17 protein-coding genes are annotated in these 18,553 nt (G+C 70.3%); 8 read left to right on the top strand and 9 right to left on the bottom strand.

Features of this window, described 5'->3' with window-relative positions; translation table 11 throughout:
• Positions 1-113 precede the first annotated feature (113 nt).
• The 6 genes from rbsD to ASE76_RS04275 are packed head-to-tail and all read right to left on the bottom strand — an operon-like array spanning position 114 to position 6,127.
• Positions 114-512 carry a D-ribose pyranase gene (gene rbsD / locus ASE76_RS04300; RefSeq protein ID WP_055835080.1) on the bottom strand — a complete coding sequence of 133 codons (399 nt, stop codon included), beginning with the start codon at positions 510-512 and terminating at the stop codon, positions 114-116.
• Positions 509-1,471 (bottom strand): ribokinase, encoded by a 963-nt coding sequence (gene rbsK / locus ASE76_RS04295; RefSeq protein ID WP_255357254.1) that lies wholly within the window; start codon positions 1,469-1,471, stop codon positions 509-511. The genes rbsD and rbsK overlap by 4 nt, the downstream gene beginning before the upstream one ends.
• A 29-nt stretch (positions 1,472-1,500) precedes the next feature.
• Positions 1,501-2,547: a LacI family DNA-binding transcriptional regulator gene (locus ASE76_RS04290; protein WP_055835077.1), complete on the bottom strand. Its 1,047-nt coding sequence runs from the start codon at positions 2,545-2,547 to the stop codon at positions 1,501-1,503.
• A gap of 13 nt (positions 2,548-2,560) precedes the next feature.
• Positions 2,561-3,562: an ABC transporter permease gene (locus ASE76_RS04285; RefSeq protein ID WP_055835074.1), complete on the bottom strand. Its 1,002-nt coding sequence runs from the start codon at positions 3,560-3,562 to the stop codon at positions 2,561-2,563.
• The gene (locus ASE76_RS04280; RefSeq protein ID WP_055835071.1) at positions 3,559-5,145 is read right to left on the bottom strand and encodes a sugar ABC transporter ATP-binding protein; all 1,587 of its coding nucleotides are present in this window, start codon (positions 5,143-5,145) and stop codon (positions 3,559-3,561) included. The genes ASE76_RS04285 and ASE76_RS04280 overlap by 4 nt, the downstream gene beginning before the upstream one ends.
• 28 nt (positions 5,146-5,173) lie before the next feature.
• A complete protein-coding gene (locus tag ASE76_RS04275) occupies positions 5,174-6,127 on the bottom strand; it encodes a sugar ABC transporter substrate-binding protein (RefSeq protein WP_055835068.1) in 954 nt (317 codons plus the stop codon).
• 228 nt (positions 6,128-6,355) lie between these two features.
• Between ASE76_RS04275 and ychF the strand changes: the two genes are divergently transcribed.
• Both ychF and ASE76_RS04265 read left to right on the top strand, forming a co-directional pair.
• A complete protein-coding gene (ychF, locus tag ASE76_RS04270) occupies positions 6,356-7,447 on the top strand; it encodes a redox-regulated ATPase YchF (protein ID WP_055835066.1) in 1,092 nt (363 codons plus the stop codon).
• Positions 7,448-7,568: 121 nt separating this feature from the next.
• The gene (locus tag ASE76_RS04265; RefSeq protein ID WP_055835063.1) at positions 7,569-8,258 is read left to right on the top strand and encodes a glutathione S-transferase; all 690 of its coding nucleotides are present in this window, start codon (positions 7,569-7,571) and stop codon (positions 8,256-8,258) included.
• A gap of 58 nt (positions 8,259-8,316) precedes the next feature.
• Here ASE76_RS04265 and ASE76_RS04260 read toward each other — a convergent pair whose 3' ends face one another.
• Entirely contained in the window at positions 8,317-8,787 is a 471-nt protein-coding gene (locus ASE76_RS04260) for a YqaA family protein (protein WP_055835061.1), read from the bottom strand.
• A gap of 123 nt (positions 8,788-8,910) precedes the next feature.
• On the opposite strand from ASE76_RS04260, the gene dusB reads away from it, so the two are divergent.
• From dusB to ASE76_RS04230, 6 genes are all read left to right on the top strand, one after another.
• Positions 8,911-9,963 (top strand): tRNA dihydrouridine synthase DusB, encoded by a 1,053-nt coding sequence (gene dusB, locus ASE76_RS04255; protein WP_055835058.1) that lies wholly within the window; start codon positions 8,911-8,913, stop codon positions 9,961-9,963.
• A gap of 41 nt (positions 9,964-10,004) precedes the next feature.
• A complete protein-coding gene (locus ASE76_RS04250) occupies positions 10,005-10,241 on the top strand; it encodes a Fis family transcriptional regulator (protein ID WP_055835055.1) in 237 nt (78 codons plus the stop codon).
• Positions 10,242-10,375: 134 nt separating this feature from the next.
• Positions 10,376-11,962 carry a bifunctional phosphoribosylaminoimidazolecarboxamide formyltransferase/IMP cyclohydrolase gene (gene purH / locus ASE76_RS04245; RefSeq protein ID WP_055835051.1) on the top strand — a complete coding sequence of 529 codons (1,587 nt, stop codon included), beginning with the start codon at positions 10,376-10,378 and terminating at the stop codon, positions 11,960-11,962.
• 41 nt (positions 11,963-12,003) lie between these two features.
• On the top strand, positions 12,004-12,507 hold the full coding sequence (locus tag ASE76_RS04240; protein WP_055835048.1) for a hypothetical protein: 504 nt from the start codon (positions 12,004-12,006) through the stop codon (positions 12,505-12,507).
• Positions 12,500-13,867 (top strand): DUF6056 family protein, encoded by a 1,368-nt coding sequence (locus ASE76_RS04235; protein WP_156362507.1) that lies wholly within the window; start codon positions 12,500-12,502, stop codon positions 13,865-13,867. The genes ASE76_RS04240 and ASE76_RS04235 overlap by 8 nt, the downstream gene beginning before the upstream one ends.
• 160 nt (positions 13,868-14,027) lie before the next feature.
• Positions 14,028-16,097 carry a sigma-54-dependent Fis family transcriptional regulator gene (locus ASE76_RS04230; RefSeq protein WP_055835041.1) on the top strand — a complete coding sequence of 690 codons (2,070 nt, stop codon included), beginning with the start codon at positions 14,028-14,030 and terminating at the stop codon, positions 16,095-16,097.
• On the opposite strand, the gene ASE76_RS04225 is transcribed toward ASE76_RS04230, so the two are convergent.
• Both ASE76_RS04225 and adh read right to left on the bottom strand, forming a co-directional pair.
• Positions 16,098-16,502, bottom strand: coding sequence for a DUF779 domain-containing protein (locus ASE76_RS04225; RefSeq protein ID WP_055835038.1), 405 nt, complete (start codon positions 16,500-16,502; stop codon positions 16,098-16,100). It lies immediately after the preceding gene.
• Positions 16,503-16,765: 263 nt separating this feature from the next.
• Positions 16,766-18,286 (bottom strand): aldehyde dehydrogenase, encoded by a 1,521-nt coding sequence (gene adh, locus ASE76_RS04220; RefSeq protein ID WP_055835035.1) that lies wholly within the window; start codon positions 18,284-18,286, stop codon positions 16,766-16,768.
• Positions 18,287-18,553 lie beyond the last annotated feature (267 nt).

Below are 18,553 nucleotides of genomic sequence, written 5' to 3'. Positions count from 1 at the left end.
GCGGGGCGGTCGAATGTCGGGCTGCGGGGCACAGGCCGGTCGGCCGCTGCGCCGCCCGGCGGCGCGCGGAGGCGGTGCCCGTGCGCTGCACCCGGCCGTCGTTCAGCCGCCGGTCAGAAGGTCACGCCGGCGCAGAGCACGATGTTGGCGTAGGGCGTGCATTCGCCGGTGCGCACCACGGCCCGGGCCCGGGCGCTCAGCCGCTTGAGCTGTGCGTGCGAGACGGTCTCGGGCGCCACCGGCAGCATGCCGTCGCACCATGGCGGCAGGGTGCCGTGGGCGCAGCGGTCCAGCGCCTCTCGGGCCAGCAGGGCGCGCTCGACCTGCATCTCCGACAGCACGATCCGCAGCACGTCCGCGACCCGCGGGATGCCGGGCGTCAGCGCCAGATCGATGCGGCGCGGCCCGTCGGGGATCGGCAGGCCGGCATCGCCGATGACCACCATGTCGCCATGGCCCAGCGCGGCGATCACCTGGGAGAGGTCGGCATGCAGCAGGAGTGAACGTTTCATGGCAGCAGGGTCCAGGCGGGAGGCAGGGGACTGCGCAGCACGGCGTCGCGCATCGGAATCGACGGTTGCGCACCGGGCCGGGTGATGCAGATCGCCGCGGCGCGGATGCCCAGGCGCACCGCGTCGTCCAGCGCCCGGCCTTCGCCCAGCGCGGCGGCCAGCGCGCCGAGGAAGGTGTCGCCGGCCGCCGTGGTATCGACGGCGTCCACCACCGGCGCCGGATGGTGGCGTGCCCCGGCCGCATCCACCGCCACCGCGCCGCGCGCACCCAGCGTAACGACGACGCGGGCAACGCCCCGGGCCCGCAGCGCCCGGGCGGCCGCCGCCACCTGCGGCAGGTCGTCGGCCGGCCGGCCGCTGAGCGCGCCGGCTTCCACCTCGTTGATGACCAGCGTGTCGATCTGCGACCACAGCGCGTCGTCGATGGCCTGCACCGGCGACGGATTCAGCAGCACCTTGCAGCCGGCGCGGTGCGCCACGCCGATCGCCAGGGCCACCTGGTCGAGCGGCGTCTCGAACTGGGCGACCAGGAAGGCGGCGCCGTCGAGGTGGCGGGCCAGTGCCGCGGCGTCGATGCGCACGAAGTCGTTGGCGCCCGGCACCACCACGATCCGGTTCTGGCCGTCGTCCTCCACCATCACCAGCGCGGTGCCGGTCGGCGCGGTGTCGGCGGTTTGCAGTGCGGCGGTGTCGATTCCGTCCAGCTCCAGCGCGCGGCGCAGCGCCTGCCCGTGGGCATCGGCGCCGACGCAGCCGACCATGTGCACCCGCGCGCCCTGGCGAGCGCAGCCGACGGCCTGGTTGGCACCCTTGCCGCCGGGCAGGCTGGCGATCGAGCGGCCGAGCAGGGTTTCGCCGGCGGCCGGCGCATGCGGCACCCGCAGCACCAGGTCCATGTTGAGGCTACCGACCACCACGATGGCGGGCGGCAGGCGAAGGGGAGAAGCGGTGTCGGACACTTGGCGCGGGCTCGGCTGGGAATAAGGTTTCAGGAACGCGGTGTGGACGGCTCGGCGGCGCCGGCACCGTGCGCACACGGCGCGGTGGAGGCGCGCACCCGCAGCGCGGGCTGCAGCATCACCTTGCGGGGCTCGCGGCGGTGGCCGCCGATGCGCTCCAGCAGCATGTCGACCGCCAGCGCGCCGATGTCGCCCTTGGGCTGGGCGACGGTGGTGAGCGGCGGGCTGGTGAAGGCCGCCAGCTCGACGTCGTCGAAGCCGACGACCGACAGGGCTTCCGGCACCGGCACGCCCGCTTCATGGGCCGCGCGCAGGGCGCCGATCGCCATCAGGTCGTTGCAGACGAACACGGCAGTGGGCCGTTGCGCGGTGCCCAGCAGGGCCTGCATCGCCTCGTAGCCGCCCTGGCTGGTGAAGCCGCCGCGCCACAGCAGCGATTCGTCGGCGGTCTGCGGCGCGTCGCCCTCGGCCTGCGCGGTGCGCCAGCCCTCGATCCGCTGCTCGCTGGGCGTGAGGCCCGGCGGGCCGCCGATGCAGGCGATGCGCCGGTGGCCCAGGGCCATCAGATGGCGCACCGCCAGCAGGCCGCCCTGCAGGTGTGCGGTCTCCACCAGGTCGCAGTGGGGGTCGGCGATCTCGCGGTCGACCAGCACCGTGGGGATGCGCAGGCTGTCGAGCTGCCGCACCAGCGAGTCGTCGTCGCCGGTCGAAACCACCACTAGGCCGTCGATGCGGCGCTCGGCCAACACCTGCAGGTAGACGCTCTGGCGGTGCGGCTCGTCGTCGGTGTTGCACAGCAGCAGCGTGTAGCCGGCGCCGAAGCAGCGGTCTTCCACCGCCCGCACGATCTCGGCGAAGTAGGGGTTGGAGCTGTTGGGGATCAGCATGCCGAGCGTGGCGGTGGTGTTGCTCTTCAGGCTGCGGGCCACCGCGCTCGGCACATAGCCGAGGGCGCGGATCGCCTGCTCCACCCGGGCCCGGCCTTCGGCGCTGACATGGCGGGTGCCGTTGACCACGTGCGACACGGTGGTGACCGACACCCGTGCCTGCAGCGCGACGTCCTTGATCGTGGCCATCGGCGTGCAGCGATCAGGCCAGCCGGCGGTCGGCCCGGCGCTGGCGCACGGTGTCGATGATCACCGCCACCACGATCACCGCGCCGGTGATGATCCGCTTGCTGGGTTCGCTGGCGCCGACCTGGGCCAGGCCCGCCTCCAGCACCGCGATGATCAGCACGCCGAAGAAGGTGTTGACCACCGAACCGCGCCCGCCCATCAGGCTGGTGCCGCCGATGACGACGGCCGCGATCACCTGCAGCTCGATGCCGACTCCCGCGTTCGGGTCGGCGGCCTCCAGCCGGGCCGACTGCATCAGGCCCGCGAGGCCGGCGAGCAGCCCGGTGATCGCGAACACCGCGATCCGGATCGGCCGGGGATCGACGCCGGCCAGCCGCATCGCCTCTTCGTTGGTTCCGATGCCGACCACGTAGCGGCCGAAGACGGTGCGCGACAGCACCAGTTGGCCCACCACCACCAGCAGCAGCGCGAGCAGGAAGGCGACCGAGATGCCGCCGATCCACGGCGCCGCCAGGCCCGAGATCGCATCGCCCACGTACTGGGTGCGCGAATCGGTCACCAGGTAGGCGCCGCCGCGCACCGCTTCCAGCATGCCCAGCGACACGATGAAGCTCGGCAGCCGCCACGCCACCGACACAGCGCCGGTGACCGCGCCGCAGAGCAGGCCGGTGGCCAGGCCCAGCGCGGCGGCGGCCGGCACCGAGAGCTTCCACTGCAGGATCGCCGCGGCGGTCACGGCCGCGCTCAGCGCCAGCACCGAGCCTACCGACAGGTCGATGCCCGCGATGATCAGCACGAAGGTCATCCCCACCGCCATGACGGCCAGGGCCGGGATCTCGTTGGCGATGGTGACGAAGGTCTCGCGGGTGAGGAAGTATTCGCTCAGGCTGCCGAAGAGCGCGACCATGCCGAGCAGCACCACGGTCAGGCCGACATAGGTGCCGAGCTGGCCGCGCAGCGGGCCGGCGGCCGGTGCGGCGGTGGCCGGGGAGGGGGCGGTGGTGGGCGTCGTCATGGTGCGTGGGAAAGTGAAGGGTTCGGGGCGGTGCGGCCGCCCTCGCCGAAAGCGGCGGCCAGCAGCGACTGCTGGTCCCACCGGCCCCGCTCGAAGACCGCGACCAGGCGGCCGGCGTGCATCACGCCGATCCGGTCGCACAGGGCCATCAGCTCGCGCAGGTCGCTCGACACCATCAGCAGGGCCTGGCCTGCGCCGGTCATGCGGTCGAGCTCGGCGTACAGGTCGGCGCGCGCGCCCACGTCCACGCCGCGGGTGGGCTCGTCCAGCAGCAGCACCTTGCATTCGCGGTGCAGCCAGCGGGCGAAGACGACCTTCTGCTGGTTGCCGCCGCTGAGCGTGGCGACGCTCTGCTCTTCGTTGCGGGAGCGGATGCGCAGCGCCTTCACCAGCCGCCGGGCGATCCCGCGCTCGTGCGCGCGGCGCAGCCAGCCGCCGCGGGAGACCGCGCCCAGGTCGCTCAGCGTGGCGTTGACCCGGATCGACTGCGGCAGCAGCAGGCCCTGCGACTTGCGGTCTTCGGTGACCAGGCCGATGCCGGCACGGATCGCCTGCATCGGCGAGCGCCAGCGGCCGGTGCGGGCCGCGGGCTGCCGTGCGCCGGGCCAGCAGAGCTCGATGCGGCCGCGGTCGGCGGCGTCGGCGCCGAAGAGCAGCCGCACCAGCTCGGTCCGGCCCGAGCCGACCAGGCCGGCGATGCCCATCACCTCGCCGGCGTGCAGGTCGATGTCGACATCGCGCACCGCCTCTGCCCGGCCCAGGCCGCGGGCGCGCAGCAGCACCGGGCCCGCGGTGCGGCGCGGTCGGCCGTCGTGCTCGTGCACCGCGCGGCCCACCATGCGCTCGACCAGCTCGGCCTCTTGCACGCCGGCCATCGGCCGCACGTCGACCAGACGGCCGTCGCGCAGCACCGCCACCCGGTCGGCGATGCGCTGCAGTTCCTCCAGCCGGTGCGACACGTAGACGATGGCCACCCCGCGCGACTTGAGCCGCACGATCTGCTCGAAGAGGTAGTCGGTCTCGCGCAGGGTGAGCATCGCGGTGGGCTCGTCCAGCACCAGCACCCGGGTGTCGTCCAGCAGGTTGCGGGCAATTTCCACCATCTGCTGCTGGCCGATGCCCAGGCGCGAAACCGGTGTGCCCGGGTCGATGTGCGCCAACCCGATCTTGTCGAGCTGCAGCCGCGCCGCGTCGTGCAGCGCGGTGCGGCTCAGCCAGCCCAGCCGGTGCGGCAGCCGGTCGAGCAGCAGGTTCTCGGCGACCGAGAGCGTCGGCACCAGGCCCAGCTCCTGCATCACCATGCGCACGCCGCGGGCCTCGGCCTCGCGGCGCGACATCGGCGCGAAGGATTCCCCGCCCAGCTGCATGTAGCCGCGCGTCGGCGTGGTCAGGCCGCAGAGGATCTTCGAGAGCGTGCTCTTGCCCGCGCCGTTCTCGCCGGTGAGCGCCAGCACCTCGCCGGCCTGCAGCGCGAGGCTGATGCCGTCGAGCACCGGGGCGGCGTAGTCCTTGCCGATGCCGTGGAAGGCCAGCAGCGCGGGGCGGCCGGCCTGCGTGTCGCCGGAGAGCGGGGGTTGGGCCATCGGTGAAGCGGTGCGGTTGCGGGTCGTGTTACTTGGCGTCGCCGGTGACCAGCACCACGTCGGTCTTCACCTCGGCGGGCATGGCCGACTGCGGCTTCTTCTCGGCGATCGCCTTGAGGGCGGTCTCGATGCCGAACACCGCCTGCTTGGCGGCGAACTGGTCGGCCGTGGCCAGCAGGCGGCCGTCCTTCAGCATCGGCTTGACCGCGTTGATGTTGTCGTAGCCCACGACCTGCACCTTGCCGGTCTTGCCCGACGCCTTGACCGCCGCCACCGCGCCGAGCGCCATGCTGTCGTTGCCGGCCAGCAGGGCCTTGAGGTCGGGATGCTCGCGCAGCATGCCCGCGGCCACCGTGTTGCCCTTGTCGATCTCCCACTGGCCCGACTGCACGCCGACGACGGTCACGCCGGCCGCCTTCATCGCGTCCTGGTAGCCGAGGGTGCGCTGCTGGGCGTTGAAGGTCGTCGAGACGCCCTCGATGATGCCGACCTTGTCGCCCGACTTCAGGCCCTTGGCCAGGAAGTCGCCGACCAGCTTGGCGCCGGCCCGGTTGTCGGGGCCGACGAAGGGCACGACGATGTTCTTTTCCTGCAGGGCCGCGCCGTCGAGGCGGTTGTCGATGTTGACCACCAGGATGCCCTTGTCGATGGCCGCCTTGATCACCGGCACCAGGGCCTTGGAATCGGCCGGCGCGATCACCAGCGCGTTGATCTTCTGGGCCACCATCTGCTCGACCATCTTGATCTGGGCGGCGGTGTCGGTCTCGTCCTTGATGCCGTTGGTCACCAGGGTGTACTGGGCTGCGTTGGCCTTCTGGTGCGCCTTGGCGCCGTCTTCCATCGTCCGGAAGAACTCGTTGGCCAGCGACTTCATCACCAGCGCCACCTTCGGTTTCTCCTGGGCGAAAGCGGGCATGGCGGCGAAGCTGCCGAGGAGGGCGAGTGCGGCGGCGCTCTGCAGGGTGCGGCGGGTGAATGGCATGTGCGGGTCTCCTTCGGTGGTGGAACGGCGGCCGCTTTTTTTGCGGCACGGGGCGCGAATGGTAAAGGACGAAAACGTTTGCGCAAACGTTTGCGCGCCGTTTTCCGATCGGGTGAAACCCGCATTCGGCGACGGTCCGACCGACCTGCTTTCGCCCGCCGCCACCCCGCCGGCAGGCGGGCCGGCCGCTCCCGCCTAAAATCGCCGGTTGACCAGAGGACCCTCCCCATGAGTTTGCAATGCGGCATCGTCGGCCTGCCCAACGTCGGTAAATCCACCCTTTTCAATGCGCTGACCAAGGCGGGCATCGCGGCGGAGAACTATCCGTTCTGCACCATCGAGCCCAACGTCGGCGTGGTCGAGGTGCCCGATCCGCGCCTGGCCGCCCTGAGCGAGATCGTCCAGCCCGAGCGCATCGTGCCGGCCATCGTCGAGTTCGTCGACATCGCGGGCCTGGTGGCCGGTGCCAGCACCGGCGAGGGCCTGGGCAACAAGTTCCTGGCGCACATCCGCGAGACCGACGCCACCGTCAACGTGGTCCGCTGCTTCGACGACGAGAACGTGATCCACGTCGCCGGCAAGGTCGACCCGATCTCCGACATCGAGGTGATCCAGACCGAGCTGTGCCTGGCCGACCTCTCGACGGTCGAGAAGGCGCTGCACCGCCACACCAAGACCGCCCGCTCGGGCGACAAGGAGGCGATCAAGCTGGTCGCGCTGCTGGAGAAATGCCAGGCGGCGCTCAACGAGAACACGCCGGTGCGCGCGCTGGAGTTCACCAAGGAAGAGCAGCCGCTGGTGAAGTCGTTCACCCTCATCACCGCCAAGCCGGCGATGTTCGTCGGCAACGTGGCCGAGGACGGCTTCGAGAACAACCCCTACCTCGACCGGCTGCGCGACTACGCCGCCAAACAGGGCGCCCCGGTGGTCGCCATCTGCGCCAAGATCGAGGCCGACCTGTCCGAGATGGACGACGAGGACAAGAAGATGTTCCTGGCCGAGATCGGCCAGGAGGAGCCGGGCCTGAACCGCCTGATCCGCGCAGCGTTCAAGCTGCTGGGCCTGCAGACCTACTTCACCGCCGGCGTGAAGGAAGTCCGCGCCTGGACCATCCACATCGGCGACACCGGCCCCCAGGCCGCCGGCGTGATCCACGGCGATTTCGAGCGCGGCTACATCCGTGCCCAGACGATCGCGTATGACGACTACATCGCCTTCAAGGGCGAGCAGGGCGCCAAGGACGCTGGCAAGATGCGCTCCGAAGGCAAGGAGTACGTCGTCAAGGACGGCGACGTGATGAATTTCCTGTTCAACGTCTGACCGCATGGCCCGCCTGCCGCTCCGTACAAGGGGCTGGCAGCTGGGCTGACAGGAGACAGCGCACATCGGTGCGCTGCACTGCGTCGGCCTCCACCGACGCCGGGCATGGAATACTGCCCGGATGATCACCGTCCACCATCTCGAAAACTCCCGCTCGCAACGCGTGCTCTGGCTCCTGGAGGAGCTGGGGCTGCCCTACGAGGTGGTGCGCTATGCGCGCGACCCGAAGACGATGCTGGCGCCCCCGGCGCTGCGGGCGGTGCATCCGCTGGGCAAGTCGCCGGTGGTCACCATCGAAGGCGGCAGCCCGCTGGCCGAATCGGGTGCGATCGTCGAGACGCTGATCGAGCGCTACGGCCCGGGCGAGTTCTCGCCGCCGCCGGGCACGGTGGATTTCCAGCGCTACCGCTACTGGCTGCACTACGCCGAGGGCTCGGCCATGCCGCCGCTGCTGCTGAAGTTGGTGTTCGACCGGATCGAGACCACGCCGGTGCCCTTCTTCGTCCGGCCGGTGGTCAAGGCGATCGCGGGCAAGGCGAAGTCGACCTTCGTCATGCCGCAGATCCGCCAGCACCTCGACTACCTGGAGGGCGAACTGGGCCTCAGCACCTGGTTCGCCGGCGAGGATTTCAGCGGCGCCGACATCCAGATGAGCTTTCCGGTGGAGGCAGCGGCCGCGCGCGGTGGGCTGGATGCGAGCTGGCCGCGGCTGATGGACTGGATGCAGCGCATCCACGCCCGGCCGGCCTACCACCGGGCGCTGGAGCGGGGAGGGCCGTATGCGCTGATCGGCGGAAAAGCGGAAACCTGAGCCCGATCGGCTTCTGGCCGGCGCCGGCCGCCGGCTTCCAGCTATCGAAAACGTAGCATCACGACGGAAAGACGTAGAGCAGCGCCGCGGTCATCGTGAGGTAGCGCAGGAACTTGCCGATCGCCATGTAGAACAGGCAGGGCCAGAAGGGCATCCGCAACCAGCCGGCCACCGCGCAGAGCGGATCGCCCACGATCGGCAGCCAGCTCAGCAGGCAGGCCTTGGGGCCCATCCGCTCCAGCCAGCCCAGCACCCGGGTATGGTGCTTGGAGTGGGCGTACTTGTCGGCCACCTTGTGTGCGCCGTAGCCCAGCCACCAGTCGAGCGCGCCCCCCAGCGTGTTGCCGACGCTCGCCACGAAGATGGCCTGCCAGAACATGTCCGGGTTGAGCTTGAGCAGCCCGAAGAGCACCGGCTCGGAGCCGATCGGCAGCAGGGTCGCCGAGATGAAGGACGCCACGAAGAGCGTACTCAGGCCGAACTCGGGAAGGGCGAGGAGTTGGAGAACGGAATCGAGCCAGGCTTGCATCGCCGCCGAGTATCGCCACTCCCCGGCGCGGTGATGTAACCGCATTCCAGCTGCCGAAAATTTAGGCAGCTAGAATCACGCCTCCCTCGCTCCCGCCCACCCCGCCCACCGCCCTTCCACGCCATGCAGATCGGCTCCATTTCCCTGCCGAACCGTCTGTTTGTCGCTCCGATGGCGGGCGTGACCGACCGGCCGTTCCGCATGCTCTGCAAGTCGCTCGGCGCGGGCTATGCGGTCAGCGAGATGGTCACCTCGCGGCGCGACCTGTGGGCCAGCCTCAAGACCTCGCGGCGGGCCAACCACGAAGGCGAGAGCGCCCCGATCGCGGTGCAGATTGCCGGCACCGACGCGCAGATGATGGCCGACGCCGCCGCCTACAACATCGACCGCGGCGCGCAGATCATCGACATCAACATGGGCTGCCCGGCCAAGAAGGTCTGCAACAAGTGGGCCGGCTCTGCCCTGATGCAGGACGAGCCGCTGGCGCTCGAGATCGTCTCGGCCGTGGTGGCCGCCGCGGCGCCGCACGGCGTGCCGGTCACCCTCAAGATGCGCACCGGCTGGTGCCGGGCGCAGAAGAACGCGGTTTCGATCGCGCGGGCGGCCGAATCGGCCGGCGTGCAGATGCTCACCGTGCACGGTCGCACCCGCGAGCAGGGCTACACCGGCCATGCCGAGTACGACACCATCGCCGCCGTCAAGGCCGCGGTGAGGATCCCGGTGGTCGCCAACGGCGACATCACCACCCCCGAGAAGGCCCGCGACGTGCTGGCCGCCACCGGCGCCGACGCCATCATGATCGGCCGTGCCGCCCAGGGCCGGCCGTGGATCTTCCGCGAGATCGGCCACTTCCTGGAGACGGGCGAGCACCTGGCGCCGCCGCTGGTGGCCGAGGTGCGGCGCCTGCTGCTGGACCACCTGCAGGACCACTACGGCCTGTACGGCGAGGTGACCGGCGTGCGCAGCGCCCGCAAGCACATCGGCTGGTACGTGCGCGGCCTGCCCGGCGCCGAGGAGTTCCGTGCCCGGATGCATCTGCTGGACGACGCCGCCGGCCAGTGGGCCTCGGTGGCCGGGTTCTTCGACGCACTGGCGTCCACCGCCGACCGCATGCCCGCCACCGTGGCTGCCCCGGCGCCGGACGAAGAAGAGACGGCGCCCGCCAGCGCGCCGTAGAACGACAACAACGACACACAGGTAGAAGAAGCGCACAGGCCATGAGCAAGCAACATATCGAGGAATGCATACGGGACAGCCTGACGGGCTACTTCCGCGACCTGGGCGGCGAGCAGCCGCACGGCATGTACGACATGCTGATCCAGGTGATGGAGAAGCCGCTGCTGGAAGTGGTGATGTCCGAGGCGGCGCACAACCAGTCGCGCGCCGCCGACTGGCTGGGCCTGAACCGCAACACCCTGCGCAAGAAGCTGGTCGAGCACAACCTGCTCAAGTAGGCACACCCCCAGGCTGCGCACTGCGTGTCTTCGCCCACCCCCTTGCAGGGGGCGGTACCGGCGGCCCGGCGGAGCCGGATCCGCGGTACCCCTGAAAAGCCTCTTTTCTGATTTTTGAATCTCTGAGAACCCTCATGTCCCTGACCGCACTGCTCTCCGTCTCCGACAAGACCGGCATCGTCGACTTCGCCCGCGCGCTGAATGCGCTCGGCGTCCGCCTGCTCTCCACCGGCGGCACCGCCCAGCTCCTGGCCAGGGAAGGCCTGCCGGTCACCGAGGTGGCCGACGTCACCGGATTCCCCGAGATGCTCGACGGCCGGGTGAAGACCCTGCACCCCAAGGTGCACGGCGGCCTGTTGGCCCGGCGCGACCTGCCGGAGCACATGACGGCGCTGAAGGCCCACGGCATCGACACGATCGACCTGCTGGTGGTGAACCTCTACCCGTTCGAGGCGACCGTCGCCAAGCCCGGCTGCACCCTCGACGACGCGATCGAGAACATCGACATCGGCGGCCCGGCGATGGTGCGCAGCGCGGCCAAGAACTGGAAGGACGTGGGCGTGGTCACCGACGCGGGCCAGTACGAGCGGGTGATCGAAGAGCTGAAGCTGCTCGGCACCCTGACCGACAACCACAAGTTCGCCCTTTCGGTGGCCGCCTTCAACCGCATCGCGCAGTACGACGCGGCGATCAGCAACTACCTCTCGTCCCTGCAGGCCGACGGCACGCCGAGCGCCTTCCCCGCGCAGAGCAATACGGGCTTCGTCAAGCTCCAGGACCTGCGCTACGGCGAGAACCCGCACCAGCAAGCCGCCTTCTACCGCGACCTGTACCCCGCGCCCGGCTCCCTGGTGTTGGCCAAGCAGCTGCAGGGCAAGGAACTCAGCTACAACAACATCGCCGATGCCGACGCCGCCTGGGAATGCGTCAAGAGCTTCGACGTGCCGGCCTGCGTGATCGTGAAGCACGCCAACCCCTGCGGCGTGGCGACCGGGGCCGATCCGCTGGAGGCGTATTCCAAGGCCTTCAAGACCGACCCGACCTCGGCCTTCGGCGGCATCATCGCCTTCAACCGTCCGCTGGACGCGGCGGCCGCGCGCGAGGTGGTCAAGCAGTTCGTCGAGGTGCTGATGGCGCCCTCGGTCACGCCCGAGGCGCTGGAGGTCTTCAAGGGCAAGGCCAACGTCCGGATCCTGGAGATTTCGCTCGACGGCGTGCAGCGCGACGGCGCCACCGCCTGGTCGCGCGGCCAGAACGCGCAGGACGTCAAGCGCATCGGATCGGGCCTGCTGGTTCAGAGCGCCGACAACCACGAGCTCGCGCTGGCCGACCTCAAGGTCGTCACCAAGACGCAGCCGACGCCGCAGCAGCTGCAGGACCTGCTCTTCGCCTGGAAGGTCGCCAAGTTCGTCAAGAGCAACGCGATCGTCTTCTGCAAGGACGGCATGACGATGGGCGTGGGCGCCGGCCAGATGAGCCGGCTCGACTCGGCCCGCATCGCCAGCATCAAGGCCCAGCACGCCAGCCTGTCGCTGGCCGGCACGGCGGTGGCGAGCGATGCGTTCTTCCCGTTCCGCGACGGCCTCGACGTGGTGGTCGACGCGGGCGCCACCTGCGTGATCCAGCCCGGCGGCAGCATGCGCGACCAGGAAGTCATCGACGCCGCCGACGAGCGCGGCGTGGCGATGGTGTTCAGCGGCGTCCGTCATTTCCGCCACTGATGGCGCCGCCCGCGCCATCCTCCGCGGAACCTTCCGCGCCGTTGTCGCGGCGGACGCTGTTCGTCGGGCTGGCCAAGCTCGGCGCCTGCGTGGGGCTGCCGAGCGCCGCGGTCGGCCTGCTCTACGCCCGCGAATCCCGCACCTCCACCGCCCTGGCGGCCGATGCCGTAGGGGCGGGGCCGGTGCCGGAAGGCGTGCGGTTCGGCATCGACCACCGTTTCCTACAGGGCGAAGGCCGCAGCTACCGCATCCGCGGCTGGATCGAGGGGCCGGGGATCCCCTCCGCCCGCGCGGCCCGGCTGCAGATTCTGCTGGTGGCGCCGGGAACCGGCGCCGCACGGCTGCTGCAGACCCGCATGCCGCTCGGTGCGCCCCTTCCCGGCGAGCCGGGCGAGAACCACTCGGCACCGGCCCGTACCTTCGAGGCCGCGGTGCGCCGCCGCCGCACCACCGACCGCGGCTTCACCCGCATCTACCTGCGCTTCGAGCGCGAGGGCACCGTGCACACCTTCGACACCGGCCTGGCGCTGCAGGACCATGGCTAAGTTCGCTTCGATGATCCCGGCCGAGCGCGCCGGGCGGATGGTCTTCGTGCTCTTCGTGCTGGTGGTGCTGACCATCGCCTGGACCCATGGCCTGCGCGGCGGCGACGACATGATGTACCGCGACGCCCTGCGCGACAAGCGGCTGTTCGAGTATGTCGCCCACCGCTACCAGATCTGGTCGGGCCGCTTCCTGATCGACTCGACGACGGTGGCGATGGTGCAGTCGGTCATGCTCTGGCGCGTCGTCACCACCGCGATGACCGCCTTGCTCTTCGGCATGCTGGCCTACTACCTGGGCGCGGTGCGCCGGCCGCTGCAGATGGCGATGCTCTGCGCCGGGCTGTTCCTCATCGATGCCGAGGTGGCCCGCCCCGCGTTCTGGTGGATGACCGGATCGTTCAACTACGCCTGGCCGCTGGCGCTGGCGACGGTGGCGCTGTTGCCGTTCTCGCGGCCCGACCTTCCGCGGCGGGTCTTCCTGCTGACGGTGCCGGCCGCCGTGTACGCCTGCAACCACGAACAGGTGGGCCTGTTGCTGCTGGGGCTGGAGACGGTGCTGGCGGTCTGGTGGTGGCGGCAGGGACGGCTGCGGGGCCTGCACCTGGTGCAGATGGCGGTGGGCGTGGTGTCCTTGCTCACCGTGCTGCTGGCGCCGGGCACAAGCTCCCGGTTCGGCGTGCACACGACCTACTGGTTCCCGCAGTACCTGCAGCTCGATCTGGTCGAGCGGGTGTTCTCGGGTTTCCAGCTCGCTTTCGGCCATGTGTTCGCCGCGGGCAACGCGGTGACCTTCCTGCTGGCGCTCGCACTGCTGGGCGTGGTGTGGCTGCGAACCCGCGACCTGGTCGACCGGGCTCTGGCGGTCGCGCCGGTGCTGCTCTTCTCGCTGCCGATGGTCGCGCAGCTGGTCGGACCGGGCCGTACCGAAGCTACCCGGCTGCTGGAGATCGCCAATTTCCCCGCCGGTCGCACCGGCCGCGACCGGTTCGAGGAATTCTGGATCGGCGTGGCCGGCAATGCGGTCGAGCCGATGCTCTACCTGCATTTCCTGTTCTGCTGCGTCGGTACCCTCTGCATCGGCATGGGCCTGTACCGGGCGATGGCCCACGATGCGCGCTGGGGCCGGGGCCTGGCGCCCCTGCTCTGGGCGGCCGGCATCTGCTCGACGGCGATGGTGGGCATGTCGCCTTCGCTCTACGCCTCGGGCGCGCGCATCTTCTTCTTCCAGGACATGCTGAGCCTGGTGCTGCTCTGCGCGGTGATGGTGCAGTTGCCGAACCGCAGCGTGCGCTGGCTGCTGCTGCTGGCGGCATTGCCCCTGGCAGGCGTCGGCCTCCGCGCCGCGATCGGTACGCCCTGACCGGAGCCGAATAGTCCTCTGGCCGGCGTCCAGTGCCGGCCAGATGCTATTGACTTGGTAGCAAGAGCCCTGTCGGCCTGCGCCTTCCATTGCGGGCTTGCCCTCTCGCCTACCGGGCGGTACCCGTGCTACGGTGGTGCCTCCTGCGCGAAGGAGTTCCATGCCACCTCTCTCAGCGACTGCCGGTGCCGACGTGGCCGATGCCGGCCTGCCCGACGCGATCCGCCTGTCCCACGCGCGCTCGGTCGCCTTCGGCCTGCGGACGCACGAGGCGCCCTACGCCGACGCCCTCTCGCCCGCCGCGCTGCGCACCCTGCTCGACGGCAACCGCACCCTGGGCCTGCATGCCCGGCCGGTCATCGAGAACCTGCACGCCCAGATCGCCGGCACCCGCAGCATGGTGGTGCTGACCGACCGCACCGGCACCATCCTGCACGCGCTGGGCGACGACGACTTCCTGGCCCGTGCGCAGCGGGTCGCTCTGCAGCCGGGCGTGGCCTGGTCGGAGCAGCAGAAGGGCACCAACGCGATCGGTACTGCGCTGGCCGAGGGCGAGGCCACCCAGGTGCATGCCAGCCAGCACTTCCTGCGCGCCCACCACTTCCTGACCTGCTCCTGCGCGCCGATCTTCGACCCGATGGGCGCGCTGATGGGGGCGATCGACGTCAGCGGCGACCACCGCAGCCAGAACCGGCACACCCTGGCCCTGGTGCGGATGTCGGCCCAGATGGTGGAGAACCAGCTCTTCGCGCGCCATTTCGCGCAGGCGGTGCAGCTGCACTTCCATGCCCGGCCCGAGTTCCTGGGGACGCTGCTCGAAGGCGTGGCCGCGTTCGACACCCAGGGCCGCTTCCTCTCGGCCAACCGCAGCGCGCAGTTCCAGCTGGGCGCGTCGCTGGCCGCGCTGCAGGCGCACACCTTCTCGTCGCTGTTCGGCCGCGAGACGGCCGACCTGGCGCACTGCCGCGGGGAACGACAGGACCTGCTGTCGCTGCAAACGCCCAACGGCGTGAAGGTACTGGGCCGGGCGTACCTGCGGCGGCAGGCGCCGCAATGGGCAATGGCGCTGCAGGGCGGGGAGACCGATGCGGCCGCGGCCGATGCGCCGCCGCCGGTGCAACCGCGCGAGCCGCGAAGGCCGCCGGCATCGGCGCCCACCGCACCGGCCCCGGTGACGCCGGGCACGGGCGCGGCCCTGTCGGGCCTGCACTACCTGCGCACCGGCGATCCGCAGCTCGGGCGGGTGCTCGACCGTCTGGCCTGCCTGGCCGGGCGCGACGTGCCGATCCTGGTGCTGGGCGAGACCGGCACCGGCAAGGAACTGCTGGCCCGGGCGATCCACCATGACTCGCCGCGGCGCGCCGGGCCGCTGGTGGCGGTCAACTGCGCGGCGATCCCCGAGTCGCTGATCGAATCCGAGCTGTTCGGCTACGAGGAGGGCGCCTTTACCGGTGCACGCCGCAAGGGCAGCACCGGCCGCATCGTCCAGGCGAGCGGCAGCACGCTCTTCCTCGACGAGATCGGCGACATGCCCCTGCCCTTGCAGGCCCGGCTGCTGCGGGTGCTGCAGGAGCGCCAGGTGCTGCCGCTGGGCGCCGACCGCCCGGTGCCGGTCGACATCGCGGTCGTCTGCGCCACCCACCGCGACCTGCGGGCGATGCGGGCCGCCGGCAGCTTCCGCGACGACCTGTACTGGCGCATCAACGGCCTGGTGGTGCGCCTGCCCGCCCTGCGCGAGCGGACCGACCGCGCCCTGGTCGCCCAACGGCTGCTGCGGGCCCAGGCCGCCTCGGTCGGCCGCGGCGGCCCGTCGCAGCCGGCGCCGCATACGCTCAGTCCGGACGTGGTCGTGCTCTTCGACCGGCACCCCTGGCCGGGCAACATCCGCCAGATGGCCAGCTTGCTGCAGACCGCGGCGCTGCTGGCGCAGCACGACAGCTGCATCCGGCTGGAGCACCTGCCCGAGGATTTTCTGGAAGACTGCCTGCCGACAGGCGACGCGCCGCAGGACACGCCCGGCGCCGGGCCCACGCCCGACGCGGCGTCGCAACGGCAAGCCGCGCCGCTGCAGCGCATGGTGGCGGGCCACCGACCGGCAAGCCTGCAGGAGCGCACCGCCGACACCATCGCCCAGGCCCTGCAGATGCACGGTGGCAACGTATCGGCGACCGCCCGTGCGCTCGGCATCGCCCGCAACACCGTCTACCGCCACCTGCGGCAGACGACCTGATCAGCCGGCCACGGCCGCACCGCCCGGCGCCGGCGCGGACGCCAGCAACCGGCTCTCCTCGTCGCTGAACAGACGCGACCGCGTCAGGAACCGCAGCCCCGTCGGCCGCTCCAGCGAGAACATCCCGCCGTTGCCCGGCACCGCATCGATGATCAGGTGCGTGTGCTCCCAGTACGCGAACTGGCTGCGGCTCATGTAGAACGGCATGCCGCCGATGGCGCCCAGCAGCACGTCGCTGTCCCCCACCAGGAACTCGCCCGCCGCGAAACACATCGGCGCGCTTCCGTCGCAGCACCCGCCCGACTGGTGGAACATCAGCGCCCCGTGCTGCGCCGCCAGCTCCCCGATCAGCGCCTCGGCCGCCGGCGTAGCCGACACCCTGGCCGGAATATTCTCTGCATCCACATCGGACCTTTCTGGTGGGGGCGATTGCGCCCCGTGTCGAAATGCGCAGCCGCAGCCGCAGCGGTATATGCAAGCCTGCAGAACCGCGACTACCGGCCGCAGCTAACCGCCAGCAGCCACCGCCGGCCGTGGCCCGCCCGAATCAGGCGCCACTGTCTGCCTGATTCCAGAGAGACCGCGGAACCGGCTCCGCCGGTCCGCCGGTCTCGCCCCCAGCGAGGGGGTAGGCGCAGCACACGCAGTGAGCGGAGCCTGGGGGAGGTCTAAAAGAACCCGAGCTTGTCGGGGCTGTAGCTCACAAGCAGGTTCTTCGTCTGCTGGTAGTGGTCCAGCATCATCCGGTGGTTCTCGCGTCCGATGCCCGACTGTTTGTAGCCGCCGAAGGCCGCGTGCGCCGGGTAGGCGTGGTAGCAGTTGGTCCACACCCGCCCGGCCTGGATGCCGCGGCCCATGCGGAACGCGGTGTTCATGTCGCGGCTCCACACGCCGGCGCCCAGGCCGTAGAGCGTGTCGTTGGCGATCTCCAGCGCCTCGGCTTCGTTCTTGAAGGTAGTGACCGACAGCACCGGGCCGAAGATCTCTTCCTGGAAGATGCGCATCTTGTTGTGTCCCTTGAACACCGTCGGCTTGACGTAGTAGCCGCCGGCCGCGTCGCCGGGCTGGGTCAGCCGCTCGCCGCCGATCAGGCATTCGGCGCCTTCCTGCTTGCCCAGGTCGATGTAGGAGAGGATTTTCTCCAACTGCTCCTGCGAGGCCTGCGCGCCGATCATCGTGTCGGCCTCCAGAGGATGGCCCTGCTTGATCGCCTTCACCCGCTCCAACGCGCGCTCTATAAAACGGTCGTAGATCGATTCCTGCACCAGCGCCCGGCTGGGGCAGGTGCACACCTCGCCCTGGTTCAGCGCGAACATCGCGAAACCTTCCAGCGCCTTGTCGAAGAAGGCGTCGTCCATATCCATCACATCGGCGAAGAAGATGTTGGGGCTCTTGCCGCCCAGCTCCAGCGTCACCGGGATGATGTTCTGGCTGGCGTATTGCATGATCAGCCGGCCGGTCGTCGTCTCGCCGGTGAAGGCGATCTTGGCGATGCGCGGGCTGCTCGCCAGCGGCTTGCCGGCCTCCAGCCCGTAGCCGTTGACGATGTTGACCACGCCCGGCGGCAGCAGGTCGCCGATCAGCTCGAACAGCACCAGGATCGAGGCGGGCGTCTGCTCGGCGGGCTTGAGCACCACGCAGTTGCCGGCGGCCAGGGCCGGAGCCAGCTTCCACACCGCCATCAGGATCGGGAAGTTCCACGGAATGATCTGGCCCACCACGCCCAGCGGCTCGTGGAAGTGGTAGGCCATGGTGGTGTGGTCGATCTCGCTGATGCCGCCTTCCTGGGCGCGGATGCAGCCGGCGAAGTAGCGGAAATGGTCGACCGCCAGCGGCAGGTCGGCGGCCATCGTCTCGCGCAGCGGCTTGCCGTTGTCGATGGTTTCGGCCACCGCCAGCGTCTTCAGGTTGGCCTCCATCCTGTCGGCGATCTTCAGCAGGAGGTTGGAGCGCTCGGTGGTCGAGGTCCTGCCCCAGGCCGCCTTGGCCGCATGCGCCGCATCGAGCGCGGCCTCGATGTCCTTCGCGTTGGAGCGGGGGATGCGGGTGAACGGCTTGCCGGTGATCGGGGTGACGTTGTCGAAATACTGCCCGTCCACCGGCGCGCGCCACTCGCCGCCGATGAAGTTGCCGTATTCCTTCTTGTAGGGGTTGTCGAGCCCGAGGTGCTTGATGTCTGCCATGTCCATGGAAATGTCTCCGTCCAGAGTTGTGCGGTGCCGATGCGCGCCGTTCTGCGCGCATCTGCCGGCTGTTGCGCAAATCGCGTACCAGCGGCACCGCGACGGGCGTGGACGGGTGCAGCAGGTCGGGCTACGGGGGAGGGCGGTGCACGGCCGGGGAGACGGCATCGGCGCGGCCGGTGTTCAACTGCGCAGCGGCGGCGCAGGGGTGTTCTGTGGTGGAGCAGTGCGGAGCAGGCACGGCGGCTGCGGCCGGACGCGCGAAGGCCTGCC

This window comes from Xylophilus sp. Leaf220 (assembly GCF_001421705.1).
Lineage (GTDB): Bacteria > Pseudomonadota > Gammaproteobacteria > Burkholderiales > Burkholderiaceae_C > Xylophilus.
The sequence above is the reverse complement of the archived record's forward strand: the minus strand, read 5'-3'. Positions and strand labels throughout refer to the sequence as shown.